This window comes from Shewanella sairae (assembly GCF_023283535.1).
Taxonomy (GTDB): domain Bacteria; phylum Pseudomonadota; class Gammaproteobacteria; order Enterobacterales; family Shewanellaceae; genus Shewanella; species Shewanella sairae.
In genome coordinates this window covers 1-15,837 of the sequence record NZ_JAKILT010000045.1, presented here as the reverse complement: position 1 = coordinate 15,837, position 15,837 = coordinate 1, and the positions used below count along the sequence as shown (strand labels likewise).

Annotated in this window: 16 protein-coding genes and 2 tRNA genes; 10 read left to right on the top strand and 8 right to left on the bottom strand. The window is 40.8% G+C overall.

The genetic code is table 11. The features are described from left to right. Positions 1 to 65: 65 nt before the first annotated feature. The 4 genes from cysQ (at position 66) to L2748_RS16935 (ending at position 3,496) form a co-directional block, all read left to right on the top strand. Positions 66 to 866: a 3'(2'),5'-bisphosphate nucleotidase CysQ gene (cysQ, locus tag L2748_RS16950; protein WP_220782891.1), complete on the top strand. Its 801-nt coding sequence runs from the start codon at positions 66 to 68 to the stop codon at positions 864 to 866. Between the two features lie 90 nt (positions 867 to 956). Next, positions 957 to 1,850, top strand: coding sequence for a fructokinase (mak, locus tag L2748_RS16945; RefSeq protein WP_220782878.1), 894 nt, complete (start codon positions 957 to 959; stop codon positions 1,848 to 1,850). 112 nt (positions 1,851 to 1,962) lie between these two features. After that, the gene (locus L2748_RS16940; protein WP_220782879.1) at positions 1,963 to 2,694 is read left to right on the top strand and encodes a YdcF family protein; all 732 of its coding nucleotides are present in this window, start codon (positions 1,963 to 1,965) and stop codon (positions 2,692 to 2,694) included. A gap of 130 nt (positions 2,695 to 2,824) precedes the next feature. Then, a complete protein-coding gene (locus L2748_RS16935; RefSeq protein WP_220782892.1) occupies positions 2,825 to 3,496 on the top strand; it encodes a DUF2982 domain-containing protein in 672 nt (223 codons plus the stop codon). 298 nt (positions 3,497 to 3,794) lie between these two features. On the opposite strand, the gene L2748_RS16930 is transcribed toward L2748_RS16935, so the two are convergent. The 4 genes from L2748_RS16930 to galU form a co-directional block, all read right to left on the bottom strand. Further along, positions 3,795 to 4,220, bottom strand: a complete 426-nt coding sequence (locus L2748_RS16930) for a bactofilin family protein (RefSeq protein ID WP_220782880.1) — start codon at positions 4,218 to 4,220, stop codon at positions 3,795 to 3,797. 283 nt (positions 4,221 to 4,503) lie between these two features. After that, complete coding sequence (napF, locus tag L2748_RS16925; RefSeq protein WP_220782881.1) at positions 4,504 to 4,986, bottom strand: ferredoxin-type protein NapF; 483 nt, start codon at positions 4,984 to 4,986, stop codon at positions 4,504 to 4,506. An 85-nt stretch (positions 4,987 to 5,071) separates the two neighbouring features. Further along, a complete protein-coding gene (gene galE / locus L2748_RS16920; RefSeq protein WP_220782882.1) occupies positions 5,072 to 6,085 on the bottom strand; it encodes a UDP-glucose 4-epimerase GalE in 1,014 nt (337 codons plus the stop codon). A gap of 35 nt (positions 6,086 to 6,120) precedes the next feature. After that, on the bottom strand, positions 6,121 to 7,029 hold the full coding sequence (gene galU / locus L2748_RS16915) for a UTP--glucose-1-phosphate uridylyltransferase GalU (protein WP_220782883.1): 909 nt from the start codon (positions 7,027 to 7,029) through the stop codon (positions 6,121 to 6,123). A 474-nt stretch (positions 7,030 to 7,503) separates the two neighbouring features. On the opposite strand from galU, the gene phhA reads away from it, so the two are divergent. The 5 genes from phhA to maiA all read left to right on the top strand — a co-directional run bounded on the left by phhA (position 7,504) and on the right by maiA (position 12,586). Next, positions 7,504 to 8,295 carry a phenylalanine 4-monooxygenase gene (phhA, locus tag L2748_RS16910; RefSeq protein WP_220782884.1) on the top strand — a complete coding sequence of 264 codons (792 nt, stop codon included), beginning with the start codon at positions 7,504 to 7,506 and terminating at the stop codon, positions 8,293 to 8,295. Between the two features lie 80 nt (positions 8,296 to 8,375). Beyond that, positions 8,376 to 8,714 (top strand): 4a-hydroxytetrahydrobiopterin dehydratase, encoded by a 339-nt coding sequence (locus L2748_RS16905; RefSeq protein ID WP_220782885.1) that lies wholly within the window; start codon positions 8,376 to 8,378, stop codon positions 8,712 to 8,714. A gap of 296 nt (positions 8,715 to 9,010) precedes the next feature. Continuing rightward, complete coding sequence (tyrR, locus tag L2748_RS16900) at positions 9,011 to 10,558, top strand: transcriptional regulator TyrR (protein ID WP_220782886.1); 1,548 nt, start codon at positions 9,011 to 9,013, stop codon at positions 10,556 to 10,558. 260 nt (positions 10,559 to 10,818) lie between these two features. Further along, positions 10,819 to 11,805, top strand: coding sequence for a fumarylacetoacetate hydrolase family protein (locus L2748_RS16895; RefSeq protein WP_220782887.1), 987 nt, complete (start codon positions 10,819 to 10,821; stop codon positions 11,803 to 11,805). A 115-nt stretch (positions 11,806 to 11,920) separates the two neighbouring features. After that, positions 11,921 to 12,586 (top strand): maleylacetoacetate isomerase, encoded by a 666-nt coding sequence (gene maiA, locus L2748_RS16890; protein WP_220782888.1) that lies wholly within the window; start codon positions 11,921 to 11,923, stop codon positions 12,584 to 12,586. 121 nt (positions 12,587 to 12,707) lie between these two features. Here the strand turns inward: maiA and L2748_RS16885 are convergent, their stop codons facing one another. Continuing rightward, a complete protein-coding gene (locus L2748_RS16885; RefSeq protein ID WP_220782889.1) occupies positions 12,708 to 13,589 on the bottom strand; it encodes a LysR family transcriptional regulator in 882 nt (293 codons plus the stop codon). A 220-nt stretch (positions 13,590 to 13,809) separates the two neighbouring features. On the opposite strand from L2748_RS16885, the gene L2748_RS16880 reads away from it, so the two are divergent. Next, positions 13,810 to 15,039: an MFS transporter gene (locus L2748_RS16880; RefSeq protein WP_220782893.1), complete on the top strand. Its 1,230-nt coding sequence runs from the start codon at positions 13,810 to 13,812 to the stop codon at positions 15,037 to 15,039. A 212-nt stretch (positions 15,040 to 15,251) separates the two neighbouring features. Here the strand turns inward: L2748_RS16880 and L2748_RS16875 are convergent, their stop codons facing one another. The 3 genes from L2748_RS16875 to L2748_RS16865 form a co-directional block, all read right to left on the bottom strand. Continuing rightward, positions 15,252 to 15,479 carry a hypothetical protein gene (locus tag L2748_RS16875; protein WP_220782890.1) on the bottom strand — a complete coding sequence of 76 codons (228 nt, stop codon included), beginning with the start codon at positions 15,477 to 15,479 and terminating at the stop codon, positions 15,252 to 15,254. A gap of 161 nt (positions 15,480 to 15,640) precedes the next feature. Next, positions 15,641 to 15,716 (bottom strand) — tRNA-Val (locus L2748_RS16870). 37 nt (positions 15,717 to 15,753) lie between these two features. After that, positions 15,754 to 15,829 (bottom strand) — tRNA-Val (locus L2748_RS16865). Between the last annotated feature and the right edge of the window lie 8 nt (positions 15,830 to 15,837).

Below are 15,837 nucleotides of genomic sequence, written 5' to 3'. Positions count from 1 at the left end.
ATTTAATTGCCGCTACGCTGGCATAATAAAGAGATAGCGATCAGTTAATTATAGAGATTTTAATTTTGAGTACTTTATTTCAGCATGGCTGGCTAGCTCCGCTTGTGGGCATAGCAAAAGAAGCGGGTGAAGCCATTATGGCTATTTACGCCAAAGATGATTTTGGTGTGGTGACTAAATCAGATGACAGCCCTGTCACTGCCGCGGATCTTGCTAGCCATAAGGTCATTGTGCAACAGCTTATGGCGCTAACACCCGATGTCCCGATTATCTCTGAAGAGTCAGCTGATATTTCTTGGCAAGAAAGGCAAGAGTGGCAAGCATACTGGCTAATTGACCCTCTTGATGGCACCAAAGAATTTATCAAGCGAAATGGTGAATTTACCGTAAATATTGCTTTTGTGTATGAGGGGAGAGCGGTAGCGGGAGTTGTTTATGCGCCTGTACTTGATAAATGTTTTTACGGGTCATTAAATTCAGGGGCTTGGCTTCAGTGTGCGGATTCTGAGATTGCTTTACCTCAAGTTGATAGCGTTACCGAAGTGCCCAGAATTGTCGGGAGTCGCTCGCATGTTACCCCAGAGCTTGAAGCATATTTACAGCGATTTGGCGAACATGAAATGAAGAGTGTAGGTAGCTCACTTAAGTTTTGTTTATTGGCCGAAGGACAAGCTGATATTTACCCTCGTTTAGGCCCAACATGTGAATGGGATACGGCTGCTGCACAAGCCGTTTTAGAAAGTGCTGGTGGACGAGTGCTCAATTATGATTCGCGTGGCCCTCTTAGTTATAATCAGAAAGAAGATTATTTAAATCCGTACTTTATTGCCTATGCGCCTAACTGGGAAGAAGGTAAACTGGCTTAAATAAATGCCATTTTAAAATCTAGTTTTGGTTAAAGTCATATTTTGAAGTTGGGATAGTTCAATAGGGATAGTTCAATAGGGAGAGTGAACATGTTACGGATTGGTATTGATCTTGGTGGAACAAAAATTGAAATTGTTGCACTCAATCAGCAAGGAGATGAGCTTTTTCGTAAACGTGTCCCGACTCCAAAGCAATATGAACAGACCTTGGACGCAATTGAAGCATTAGTGTGTGAGGCGGAAGATAAGCTAGCACAAAAAGCAACTGTAGGCGTTGGGATCCCAGGCGTTGTTTCGCCTTATTCTGGTTTGGTTAAAAACGCTAATTCTACTTGGATTAACGGTTACCCTTTAGATATTGACCTCGGCAAACGTTTAAAGCGAGAAGTTAGGGTTGCCAATGATGCCAATTGTTTTGCTATTTCAGAAGCCATTGATGGTGCTGCTGCAGGTGAAATGATTGTTTTTGGTATCATCCTTGGAACTGGTTGCGGTGCAGGTATTGCTATTAATGGCCAAATTCACAGTGGCAAAAATCGGATAGCAGGCGAATGGGGACATAACCCTCTTCCATGGATGAGCAAAGAGGAAACACATTCGACTGAGTGTTTTTGTGGTAATAAAGATTGTATTGAAACCTTTATTTCAGGTACGGGTTTGATCCGAGATTATAAACTTGTTGGTGGTAAAGCGACTACCGGTGAAGAGTTTGCAATAAAGGTGGCTGAAGGTGAAGTGCTAGCAGGACAAACCTTTGATCGCTATATCGACAGGCTAGCCCGTTCTCTTGCGCATGTTATCAATACACTCGATCCTGATATGATTGTGCTTGGCGGTGGCATTTCAAGCATAGGTGATATTTATACGCAACTTCCGCGAGTATTACCTAGGTATGTGTTAGGAGGAGAATGCCGGACTCCCGTGGTGCAAAATATGTATGGCGCTTCTTCAGGGGTGCGCGGGGCTGCTTGGCTGTGGAGTTAATTTAGGTATATTGGACTCTTCTAAGTAACTAATAACAAGTATTGCTTACTCGTTCATTTTTAATAAGACATACTACACTCTGTTTACGCTTTCTTTGCTAGGTTCAAACAGTATGTTTTGGTTAAAAAAAGTTATTTCTCAGTTTTTCATGCCAGTTCCACTCGTGTTAATTCTTCTATTTGCTGCGATATTTTTTGCCCGAAATTATCAGCGTACAAGAAAGTTACTTTTCTTGGCTGTAACCCTATTAATTGTGTTAGGAAGCAGTTGGGGTAGCAATACATTAATCATGCATTTAGAAAATCAATATCCTGTGAATAATATGGCTATTACTGAGAGCTGTTTGGTACTTGTGCTTGGAAATAGCCACGACGAAAACCCTAATTTAACTGCTGTTCAGCAGCTATCTAGTCCTGCTTTAGCACGGTTAATGGAAGGTGTTAGGCAGATGTCACTTGGAAAAAACTGTAAGCTGATTGTTAGTGGCTGGGCTGGTGGTGTATCCACACGCTCTCATGCTGATGTCATGTTTGATGCGGCGGTAGAGCTTGGAGTCGATTCGAATAACATTATAAAATTCCCTTTAGCAAAAGATACTATCGAAGAAGCACAGTTTATGTTTTGGGAAGTTGAAAGTGCCCGCTTTAGGCTTGTGACTTCAGCAAGCCATATGCCAAGAGCAATGACTATATTTAATCATGCTGGGCTGAATGCGTCAGCAGCTCCTACTGATTTTGCGCAAGGCAAAGGCCATTGGTGGCAAATTGAGACGAAAAATTTACTTAATTCTCAACGGGCAATTCATGAGTATTTGGGAATGTTGTGGTTTAAACTGAGATACTAAAATGCAAAGGTTGATGAGTGTATAGGGCGCTGGTGCAAAAAAAATTAAAAAAATATAAGATTGCTTCGTCAGAAAATGTCATTTTTTTGCTTTAAAAATGGTTTAAATTTAGTGATTAAATAAAGAGAATATCCCGTTGAATGATAAAACTGTATTGGTTAAGCCTGTTATTAAACGAAATGGAATCACATTAACATTATTAGGCTTTATTGCGCTCATTATTGGGATTGCTTTCTTCTTGAATGGTAGCCACTTGTTTGCCGTTGGCATTGTTTTTTTTGCGCTTGGCGCTATTTCTACAGTGCTAGGTATATCAAAACTAATTGAGCCAGAAGTCACCATTAAGCTAACCGCTGAAGGGCTTACATATTTTCATCGACGAGGTCAACTTTTTGTATCATGGAATAATATTCAACGCTTTGATCAGCCTAGGGTTGTCAATGGTCTGGATATGATTTCTTTACCTTATATTGGTATTAAGCTTAAGCTTATTGCTCCTATTTTAGACTCAATATCTTTACGATTAGCAGCAGGTTTACTCACAGAGCAGCGACCATTGCTGATGACGGCTTCAACCCAAGATGAGGACTTATCGACATTAGAAAATCAGATGAGTGCAGAGTTTACGCCTTTTATTGAAGAAGGAGACAGGTATAAGGGGGTATTAGCTATGTTTGGTCACCGCACTCGATTATTAGGCAGCCATTTAGGCTATCATATTTACATTTCAACAGATGCTTTAGATCGTTCAGGTGATGAGTTTATTAGCCTATTAAATGCATTTAGAAAGGCTCAAAACTAACTTATTGAGCCTTTAGCACAGACTTGTGCAGTTATACCAATCAGTATAAGAATTTGATCTACTCAGAGCGATTTTTGGCAAACTAATTCAAGGCGAATAGCTGCAAGAATGGTTGTTCCCTTATAAAGCTAATCAACGCAGAAGTAGGCAGCCAAAAACGCTCCAGAATGGCGAGTTTTAGCGATTCTGATGCAGTGTTAACGAGCTCGAACGTAGAACAACTATGCTCTTTACTCGTTGCCTTGCCTCAAAACCGCTAAACTCTCGCTGAGTGACTAAATGTTTATACTGATTGGTATTAGTTTGCAGTTAGCTCTGCTTCTTCAATATCACTAGCGTCAATCGGTTTATGAATTGGCTTTTTGTTATCATTTTGGGAAGGTAAAAAAGCAATATCATCTCTTACTCGCATGCCTATGAATTGGCCGCCTTCAAAGATCTCCATTGATTGACAGTTAACCTCGCCATCAACTAAACCTGTACTGGTAATATTGAGTTTTTCGCAAGTGAGCTTACCTTTAAATGTGCCTGAAACTCGTAATTCACTGCAATGGAGTTTGCCATCAATTAATCCATCTTGTTCAATCGAAATATTATGGCTTGAATGGACGTTTCCAATTAGTTTACCTGCAATAAGCGCTTCAGCGGTAAACTCGGTATCGCCGGTAAATTTCGAGCTTTGTGCAATAAAGGTAAGCCCGCCATTTCTTTTATTTCCAAACATTATGCTGTTATTCTCATTGGATCAAGTTGCGTTGATGTTACCTTGATTTTTTAAAGAACAAAACCACTTTAAATTGGCGGGTATATGCCATAATTTTGGCACTGTTAAAGGTGGGGGAAGCTAGTACATTTTCAGTATTTAGTGGTAACTTGTGATTTGCTAAACAATTAATAAATTATATATTTTTCGCTATTATCGTTATTCAGAATAATTTAGATAAGCTTATTAAAGGTTAGATGTATGCTAGATGAATTTTGATATGGTTTGATGACAATTAAAGTGGTTAGTTGGTTTCTTTAATCACAATTGCATTACTTGGGCAAGGGGCAACACAGGCGCCACATCCTGTACAAGCATCTATATTAATGTCGGGAAGAGGAGCCTTACCTATCGCTAAGGTAAAGTTAATTGCTCGGCTATCACAAGCGTCTTTACAGCTTTGGCACCAAATACCTTGGTATGCCATGCAGCTTTCTAGGATATGAGCTTTTATTTGCCAAGCTTGGCTGCTGAGTGGAGTAAAAAGAGGTTCTTCACAGGCATCAACGCATCGATGACAGAAGGTACATTCATCAATGGAAAAGTCGACTTCTGGAAACCCGCCGTCGCCTTTAATTAGAATTTGTGTTTCGCATGCCTGTATACATTTGTCACAGCGAGTACAAAGGTCAGTAAATTCAATATCAGGGTCAGCCCATGGAAGGCGCACGGCTTGGCGTTTATTACGCCTAAAAAGACGTCTTCTACTCTGATTGATACTACTCATCTAATGGATCCTTTTAAATTAGTACTCTAAGGGCTAATTAACAGATATTAGCGCCTTAGAGTCTAATAGCTAGCTGGAATAGGCTCTATGCTTTATAACCGTTAGGGTTTTTAGACTGCCACTGCCAGCTACTTTGAGCCATATCATCGATAGTATGGTTCGCTTGCCAGCCTAATTCCTGTTGCGCTTTATTTGGGTTTGCATAACAAGCGGCAATATCTCCAGGTCTTCTATCCACTAACTGGTATTTTATTTGCGTACCACTGGCTTTTTCAAATGCAGCAACCATTTCTAACACACTATAACCTTGGCCTGTTCCCAAATTATACGTGACTAAGCCACATTGAGTTTGAAGCTTATCTAGTGCTCTTAAATGGCCAATAGCAAGATCAACCACATGAATATAGTCTCTAACCCCTGTACCATCAATCGTATTGTAATCACCACCAAATACGCTTAATTGCTCGCGCTTACCTACGGCCACTTGAGTAATAAAGGGCATTAGATTATTTGGGATATCATTGGGATCTTCACCGATTAAACCACTTTGGTGGGCTCCAACAGGATTAAAATAGCGTAGCCGAGCAATATTCCAGCTGTTATCCGAGTGATAAAGATCGCTAAGAATATGCTCAACCATTAATTTAGATTGGCCGTAAGGATTCGTGGCACCTGTTGGGAAGTCTTCTGTAATAGGCAGACTAGCTGGATCGCCATATACTGTTGCTGATGAGCTAAATACTAGGTTTTTAACATTAAATTCTGCCATGACTTCACATAGCACAATCGTACCTGTGACATTGTTCTCATAGTAACGCAGTGGTTGCTCAACAGATTCACCAACAGCTTTTAAACCTGCAAAGTGAATCACGGATTGAATATCGTGATCACTAAATAACTTTTGCAAGAATGCGCGATTAAGAATATCCCCTTGATAAAAGGTAACGCTTTTGCCTGTAATCTTCTCTACTCGCTCAAGGGCTGCAACGCAAGAGTTACTGAGGTTATCTAAAATAATAACCTCGTTGCCGTTGTTTAGTAGCTCTACCACTGTATGGGTGCCAATATAGCCTGCACCGCCGGTCACTAAGATAGTCATGTCTATGTCCTATAATTTGCTCGAATTTAAAAGGGCTAGTTAAGTGTTTTAACAATCGCTTTTAAATATTCTGCGAACTCATCGCCAATTTCCTTATGGCGAAGTGCATGCTCTACGTTAGCTTGCATATAGCCTAATTTATTACCGCAATCATGGCTTTTACCTTGCATGTAATAGGCATTAACCGTTTGGTTTTCCATTAGCATGGCAATTGCATCTGTCAGTTGTATTTCATCACCGGCACCAGCAGGAGTTTTTGCTAAGTAGCCCCAAATATCCGCAGGCAGCACATAGCGACCAACAACGGCTAAATTAGACGGTGCATCTTCAATTTTTGGTTTTTCTACGAGCTGAGTTAAAGGAAGAGAGCCGCCTGGTTGCAATGCTTCACCATTGATATCAGCTATACCGTATTGGTTAACCATTTCATGTGGTACACCTTCAACCATAATCTGACCTACTTCAGTTTCATCATACAGTTTGACCATTTCGGCAAGGTTTTCTTTGGTTAGATCGCTGCTCGCATCATCAATAAGTACATCTGGAAGCAAAACGGCAAATGGCGCATCACCAATAATGCTTTTTGCACATAAAATTGCGTGGCCTAAACCTTTTGCTTGTGATTGGCGCACACTGATAATGGTGACATCCTCTGGGCAGATAGCTTGAACTTCAGCGAGCAATTGACGTTTTACTCGACGTTCAAGTTGAGTCTCTAATTCAAAGCTGGTATCGAAATGGTTTTCTACTGAGTTTTTACTCGCGTGAGTAACTAATACAATCTCTTTTATCCCAGCTGCAATCGCTTCTTTCACAACATATTGAATAAGCGGTTTGTCCATCACTGGCAACATTTCTTTAGGAATCGCTTTTGTAGCAGGAAGCATACGCGTTCCTAGGCCGGCCACTGGGATGACAGCTTTGCGAATTTTATGTTGTTTCATTCTGGTCCTATTGGTTCTAATCGAGAGGTTGACGCTTATAGTTATATTCTATACCGAAATAAGGCTAGGTTGGTGAAGATTTCTATCATAGGCGGTGTTAATCGTCTTTTTTAATCCACTTTGATGATAATTCGTGCGTTTAAAGGCTTAGGTTGAATTGTGCTGACCTTGAAAGAAGCTTGTTTGACTCGATGTTGGTTAAGAAAACTTGGAACTAATTTCTGCTAAAAATACTTAACTTGTTCAATTGGAGTGAATTTATAACATCAGTTTGATGTAAATGTGGTGATACATATTTTTATTAATTTTTTTATGCCTTTAGGTTTATTTGGGTTATCTTGTGTAAGCAATACGTTACGATTTTACTGGTCTAGCTGATGAATAATAAAACGTGATCTACTTAACATTTTTTATGTCGTGGTTAACTATGGAAACAGAAGTTAATTCCCATATTTAGGATGATAGTTAGCAATTATGAATACACCACAAAATTACGTAGCTCACATACCTGATGCTAATGGGGCTATTAATTACCCTAAGACTGAAAATGATGTTTGGTCTGAATTATATGCTAGACAGCTAGTTAACTTGCCGGGGCGTGCTTGCCCTGAATACTTACAAGGTCTAGATAAACTGGCTTTGCCTACAGATAGAATTCCACAATTACCTGAAATCGATAATGTATTATTGCAAGCAACGGGTTGGAAAACCGCTGCTGTTCCAGCATTGATATCTTTTGGTAAATTCTTTGAGTTATTAGCAAACAAGTCATTCCCGGTGGCGACTTTTATTCGCAGTCGTGAAGAGTTCGACTATTTACAAGAGCCAGATATATTTCATGAAGTATTTGGTCATTGCCCTTTGTTGACCAATCCTTCTTTTGCACATTTCTCCCACTTGTATGGGCAATTAGGCTTAGCAGCGACCAAAGAACAACGGGTGTTTTTGGCAAGGCTTTATTGGTTTACGGTGGAGTTTGGTGTATTGCGAACTAAGCAGAATGAACTCAGCATTTATGGCGGCGGTATTTTAAGTTCTCCTGGTGAAACTTTATATGTAATGGGCGATGAACCAGAAATTAGACCATTTGATTTGGTTGATGTACTGAGAACGCCATACCGTATTGATATTATGCAACCTATCTATTATGCCATTGAAAATATTGGTCAATTGGATGAGATTGCTGAAATGGACATTATGGGATCTGTGCACAAAGCACAGCAACTAGGTTTATTTGAAGCTGCATTTCCCGCAAAAGCGGGTTAATGAGTAATGATAAAGGTCGGTAGCAATTTAACGCTTACCGACTTAATAATGAGTAGAAACGTTAAGTTAAGGAATTAGACATGACAGAGTTAGCGCAAATGACCTGCGAAGCTTGCCAAGCCGATGCACCAAAAGTCAGTGATGCAGAGCTAGCACAGCTGATTAAGATGCTCCCTGATTGGGGCGTTGAAGTGCGTGATGGCATTATGCAATTAGAGCGGGTTTACAAGTTTAAGAACTTTAAGTTAGCGATGGAGTTCACCAATAAATTGGCTGAACTTGCTGAAGCGGACTTTCACCACCCAGGAATATTAACGGAATGGGGAAAGGTCACGGTAACTTGGTGGTCTCATTCTATCAAAGGGTTACATAAAAACGATTTTATTATGGCAGCTAAGACTGACACGCTTTACAACTAGTCACTAGTTTTATGCTTTTTCTGATATCAATAACAGCATTGCTGCTGATTTTCTCTATGAGTTAATAGTGGATTAAACTGCTTTGCTTAAGCGTGTTGGCGCGACTAACACGCTTTTATTTTCTTTATGTTACAAATCCCCTGTAAACAACCCTTGCCACAACCAAGATAAACTTCTAACGTATAGGCAAATTACAGAACCTGGGTTTACGCTCACTTATTATTTGATGAGCTAGCTCGTTTCTGTTGATTGTTTTATCCCAATAACGAGTATCTAAAAAAGGGAACTGCAATAGTATGCGCTTGGAAGTCAGCTGTTTGGACCGTGTAGGTCTGGCTAAAGATATCTTATTGATTATGGAAGACTACGGTATTAATTTGTTTGCGATTGATGCCAGTAATCAAGGCTTTCTCTACTTACAATTTGCCGAGGTAAGCTTTGACACCTTGAGTGAGTTGCTACCACTTATTCGTAAAGTTGAAGGTGTACATGATGTACGGACTGTGTCATTTATGCCTTCAGAGCAAGAGCATTATGCTCTAAAGACACTGTTAAAGACGTTGCCGGATTCAGTATTTTCGATTGATGTAAAAGGACGTGTGCGGATCGTCAATGAGTCAGCATTGCATACTGTGGGTATGAGTGAGCATGAGATCATTGATGAATCCATAAATCATTGGGTGCAAGGATTTAACTTTAGTCGCTGGCTAAGTGAATCGACAGTGTTGGCGCAAGCCACACGAGTTAATATTGGCGAAAACGAATACTTGGCCGAAATGCTACCTATATACTTGCCAGATAGTGGCAGTGACACGCCTATCTTAACTGGGGCAGTTGTGTCACTTAAGTCACCGGCACGCTTAGGAAAACAGTTTAATGCATTGCAAAGCCAATCAAGCGGTTTTGAAAATGTACTGGCAACTAGTGACAAGATGAAAGAGGTTTTGGCACAAGCGCGCAGAATGGCGCAACTCGATGCGCCATTGTTAATCACCGGTGAAACCGGAACCGGAAAAGAATTGATGTCTCGCGCATGCCATGACGCAAGTATGCGACGTGAGCAACCCTTTATTGCCATTAACTGTGCAGCCATGCCTGATAGTGCTGCAGAAGAAGAGCTTTTTGGCTATGTGAACAATGGCGATGTAGTCAAACGCGGTTTCATTGAAGAAGCTAAAGGTGGCACGATCTTTCTTGATGAAGTTGCAGAAATGTCAAAGTCAGCCCAAGTTAAGTTATTACGTTTCTTGCAAGATGGAACATTCAGGCGAGTTGGCGGTGATGAAGAGATCCGCAGTGATGTGCGTATTATCTGTTCAACCCAAAAGAATCTCGCAGAACTATGTCAAAGTGGTGAGTTTAGAGAAGATCTCTATTACCGCATCCATGTATTGAGCTTCCATGTGCCTTCTTTACGTGAACGCAAAGTTGACATTATCCCGCTAACTGAAATGTTTTTAGAGCATTATAGCCAGCAATTATCTATTCCTATTCGCCGTATTTCAGGTGAGTGCCGTGAACATCTATTAGGTTACGCGTGGCCGGGCAACGTTCGTCAATTGAAGAATGCCATTTTTAGGGCTGTTTCTATGTGGGATGGCAGTGCAGAACTTACGGTTGAACAATTAAAGCTGCCTTCATATGCCGAAGGTTTTGGTTATTTTGATCATCAGTTTGAAGGCAGCCTTGAGCAAGCTATGAAACAGTTTGAGTCGAGTTTGCTACGTCGTCTTTATCCAGCTTATCCGAGTACTAGACAGTTAGCTAAAAAGCTAGGTGTGTCTCATACCGCTATTGCCAACAAACTGCGTGAATACAAGATAAGTAAACAAAAAGAGGTGTAAAACTAGCTTGCCGTTAGTTGCCGCTTAGTTCGGCAAGTTTAAACGCTAAACGGCACTAAATAGTCTGCAGTAGCAGACTGTAATTTTATCTTTACAGTTTACGTGTTGCTATGGGTAAGTGTGATTTATCTCACGCTATTTCACATCTGACCTAGTGATGTCATTCTATGGAAAATTTAGGGTGAGATATCTGTGCTGTCAGAGTAAAACAACATGAATATTAAAGTGATAGCTAGGTTATAATCGATTTAGGAGTCAGTATGAAGTTAGCAAGTTATGATAATGGTCGTCGTGACGGCCAATTAATGTTGGTAAGCAAAGACTTAACGAAAGCAGTTGCTGTTCCTGCGATTGCTCATACTATGCAGCAACTTATTGATGCATGGGATCTACTTAATCCACAATTAGTAGAGCTTTATGATGCGCTAAATAAAGGCTTAATGGATAACGCTGTCGATTTTGAGGAAGCGAAATGTCTATCGCCATTACCTAGAGCTTATCAATGGGCTGATGGCAGTGCCTATGTTAACCATGTGGAGCTTGTGCGTAAGGCTCGTGGCGCAGAGATGCCTGAAACATTTTGGACAGACCCGCTGGTATATCAAGGCGGTTCAGATTGCTTTATAGCGCCTAAAGCCGATATTCCGTTAGCAAGCGAAGAGTGGGGCATTGATTTCGAATCTGAAATAGCGGTGATTACTGATGATGTGCCAATGGGCGTTAGTGCTGATAATGCCGAAAAGCATATTAAGTTATTGATGCTAGTTAACGATGTATCGTTACGTAACCTTATTCCTGGTGAGTTGGCAAAAGGCTTTGGTTTTTTCCAAGCCAAACCATCAAGCAGTTTTTCTCCTGTGGCTGTAACACCGGATGAGTTAAACGATAAGTGGCAAGATAGCAAAGTACACCTGCCTTTAATTACTCACCTTAATAGTGAGTTATTTGGCCGTCCAAATGCTGGGGTTGATATGACATTCAATTTTAGTCAGTTGGTATCTCATGTGGCTAAAACACGTCCATTGGGTGCTGGCGCAATTATAGGTTCAGGCACAATTTCTAACTATGATCGCAGCGCTGGTTCAAGTTGCCTTGCAGAAACACGTATGCTTGAGACAATTGCGGATGGTAAGCCATCTACATCCTTTATGCGTTTTGGCGACCGTGTGCGTATTGAAATGCTTGATGATGACAATAACAGTATTTTTGGTTCAATCGATCAGCAAGTTGTCGAATATAAAGGCTAATTAATGATTGTTTAGTGATAAGGCCGATCTTAAGGGATCGGCTTTTTTGTTAGCATTTTGCTTTGCTAGACAATGGCAAAGGGCTGAATGACGAAAGGGCACAAGGAGATATTTAATGGCAACGACTAACACTCAGCTTTTTGGCTATTGGCGTTCAAGTGCTGCTTATCGGGTACGCATTGCAATGAACTTAAAATCGCTAGTCGCGGAGCAGGTTTCAGTGCACTTAGTTAAAGACGGTGGCGAGCAGCATAGCGATGCATACGTAAGCCTTAATGCACAAGAGTTAGTGCCGAGCTTAGTGATAAACCAGGCTGGAAAACAAAGAGTACTAACGCAGTCACTCGCAATTATTGAATATCTTGATGAGGCATACCCTGATGTTGCGCTATTACCAGCAGACTTATTCGATAAATCAATTGTTCGAGCGATGGCTATGCTGATAGCGTGTGAAGTTCACCCTCTAAATAACTTAAAAGTGCTGCAGTATTTAACTGGCGAACTAAACGTAGATAATGATAATAAGCAAGCTTGGTATCATCATTGGTTAAATGAAGGGTTTAGTGCGCTAGAAAAGCAGCTAGAGCAACATAGTGGCACTTTTTGCTTCGGTGATAGCCCAACCCTTGCTGATATCTGTTTAGTGCCCCAGGTGTACAATGCTAAGCGATTTGAGTTAGATATGAGTCCATATCCGAATATAGAGCGTGTTAATGCTCATTGCTTAACTTTACCGGCATTTATCAATGCGGTTCCTGAGAATCAAGCTGATGCAGTTTAATCGCTCAGCAAGGTGATTTGATTTAGGCTGAGCTGTTTATTTTCCCTTTTATCAAAGAGGCAATAAACAGCATAGGCTTAGTTAACATATAGAGCATTCAAGCTGTATGTTTGCTTTCTAGCTAGCGGTTATGCATAAGAAATTCAACAAACGCTTTGTCTGCTTGACTGATGGGGCGTTGCTTTTTCCAAGCGATGTGTAAATCTAAAAAAATGGGTGGTTCGAAAGGTTTTGCACAAATATTATCGTGTTTTTCTATCACCATTTCTAACACACTTGTGATGCCGTATTCTTGGGCTACGACCTGTTTAATTAAATTGATTAGGTTCGTTTCAAATGCAATGTTAGCCGTTAGTCCAAGCTTCTCTGCTTGTTCAAGCATCCAATCTCGATGAAAATATCCAGGTTTAAAAAATACCAGTTCATGCTGGAAGAATGCCTCTAATGAAACGGCGTCAACTTGGGATAATGGATGCTCCTTGCCAACTGCCACCACCATTTGCTCTTGTAATAAAAGGTGGCTATCAAATTCGTCGGTAAGATCATTGGCTGTAATAATGGCAATATCGACATCTTCATTGTGGAGCATTCTGAGGGTATCGCGGGTACCACCTTCAAATAGAGATAATTTAAGCTGTGGGTGCTGATGTCTAAAGGCCATTAATCGTCTTGGCAAATAATAAGAACCCAGCATTCCTGGCACAGCGACCCTGACTTCTCCTTTGGTCAAATTTGCCATCGACTTAATGTGCGCTTCTGCTTGGGTCATTTTTTTTATAATGAGTTTGGCGTGTTGGTGCAGTGCTTCGCCTTCTGCTGTCAATGAAAGCGATTTACTGCTTTTGTTGGCACCTCTATCCACCAATATGACACCAAGCTCTTGCTCAAGTCGTTTTATGCTTTGACTTAATGCTGGTTGTGCCATATTGAGCTGCCCGGCAGCTTTGGTGAAACTCCCTGCTGTTATCAGAGCATCTAAATATTTTAATTGTCGTATATCCATGTCGATTGCTTCTTAATTTAATGTATCGCAGGGGAGGGTTAGCAAGGCACATCATAGATTTTGTCTTAATCCACAGCCTGTCGTATCGTTTTATCTATTTTGAAAGCTTACAGTAAATTGGCCATAACAAAAAACAATAACTTTTTCATTTTTTAGTTGTTATTCTTATGTTTAGGTGATTGATATGCTATCTGTATTAAAACACTTTGAGTTATGTGCAATGAGTACTAGCAATGTCTGTGGGCAAGATACCAATGAGCTCCGCTTGATATTGAGTTTGTCTTTTGCGTCTATGGTTATCTTTATCAATCTGTATTTAGTTCAAGGTATGTTGCCGCTGATCGCAGATGCTTTTTCGGTTACCAAAAGTCATGCAACGCTACTGTTATCAGTGACTAGTTTTACCATGGCCTTTTCACTATTGTTGTTTGCAGTGCTTTCTGATCGTGTCGGGCGTAAAAAACCTATCCTAGTCAGTTTATACCTGTTAGTTATTTTGGATTTTTGCGCATTATTCATTACGGAATTCAGCCAGCTTGTTATGTTGAGAATGTTACAGGGCGCTTTACTTGCTTCTGTACCAGCTATGGCGATGGCTTACTTTAAAGATGAACTGGGTAATAATGCCTTGTTAAAGGCCGGTGCGATTTATATTGCTGCCAACAGTGTAGGTGGGATTGCTGGGCGGTTGCTTGGTGGTGCTATGGCGCAGTATTTAGATTGGCAGCAAGCGATGGCATTGCTTACTGGGGTCTCATTGATTGGCACGTTGATCGTGAGTTACTTGTTGCCAAAGAGTCACTTTCTCAAGCCGGAATTAGAGCTTGGCAAGTGGCCGCTTAAAAAATCAGACTTTAAGGGTTTTTGTTACCATCTCGCAGACCCTAAATTACGACTTATGTACTTGGTTGGCGGCCTTGCATTTATGGTGATGGTTAATCAGTTTAGTTATATTCAGCTACATCTGATGGACAGCCCGTTTAATTTGGGGCGGTTTGAAGTGACACTGATTTTCCTTTGTTACCTAAGTGGTACTTACGCATCGTATCGTTCGGCTAAATGGGTGGCAAAACAGGGGGTAAAGCGAGTGTTTATATATTCGGTATTAGCTTTGCTTGCAGGTACGTTACTCACGCTAGCCGATCATTTGACCGCTATCTTTATGGGGTTTTTAATTTCAGCATTTGGCTTTTTTCTTATCCATAGTAGCTGCAATGCTTGGGTTGCTTACCGCGCAAAAGAACATAGAGCAAAAGCGACAGCTTTGTATTTATGTAGCTATTACTTAGGGGCGGCAATGGGGGGGCCTTACTTATTGCCATTCTGGAATTTATGGGGATGGCAAGGCGTAGTGTTGGGCTCTGTCATTGCCTTAACGATCCTTGCATTAGTGGTGTTGAAACTGGTGAACTCTAAATCTCAATCAGGGCAATTAGCGCTAGAGTCTTAAATGGTAAAAGCGTACGGAGAACTGATTATTGCTTAAGGGCACTAGATTGGCAACGCCACGCCTTTGATGCTGGACTCCTAATAAACAAGAGTGAGCTTGAACTTAGTTTAATTATGTTCTTCACTCGTTGCCTTGTCTCAGTGCCGCTAATTTCTCGCTGAGCGACCAAACCTTTATACTAATTGGTATAATCCCTGAGTTATTAACTCACTCTATTTATTAGGATTGATCACCTGCATAACGTGATCACTAGGAAGTAACTCAAGCTGGCCGTGCTCATCAAAGTACCAACCTGTGATAAAACCTTTTTGACGCATTTTTACCAAGTTTTGCATTACGGATTTTGCTTCGACAAGTGCAGTCTCTTGATCATACTGGTAGGTAAGCTTTAAGTAGGCTGTAATGCTTGCTAATGAAGCTGATTGACTGACATCTGCCATGAGATTTACTCAGCTATAAGTGATTCTAAAAGAATAGTTGAGACAGTCTGGAGTGGCAAAGATCCGCAAAATTAAATGGTGCTTGAAATCTAGATAAATCGTGATGAAGCTATATCTATATGGATTGAATAGGTACAAAAGGGGAGGGTGAAACAAAAGAATGGTGGTCGATACTGGGCTCGAACCAGTGACCCCCTCCTTGTAAGGGAGGTGCTCTCCCAGCTGAGCTAATCGACCTGGGATTTCATAATGTTTTAATTCTTTATGAAAAGAATGGTGGTCGATACTGGGCTCGAACCAGTGACCCCCTCCTTGTAAGGGAGGTGCTCTCCCAGCTGAGCTAATCGACCTGGGATTT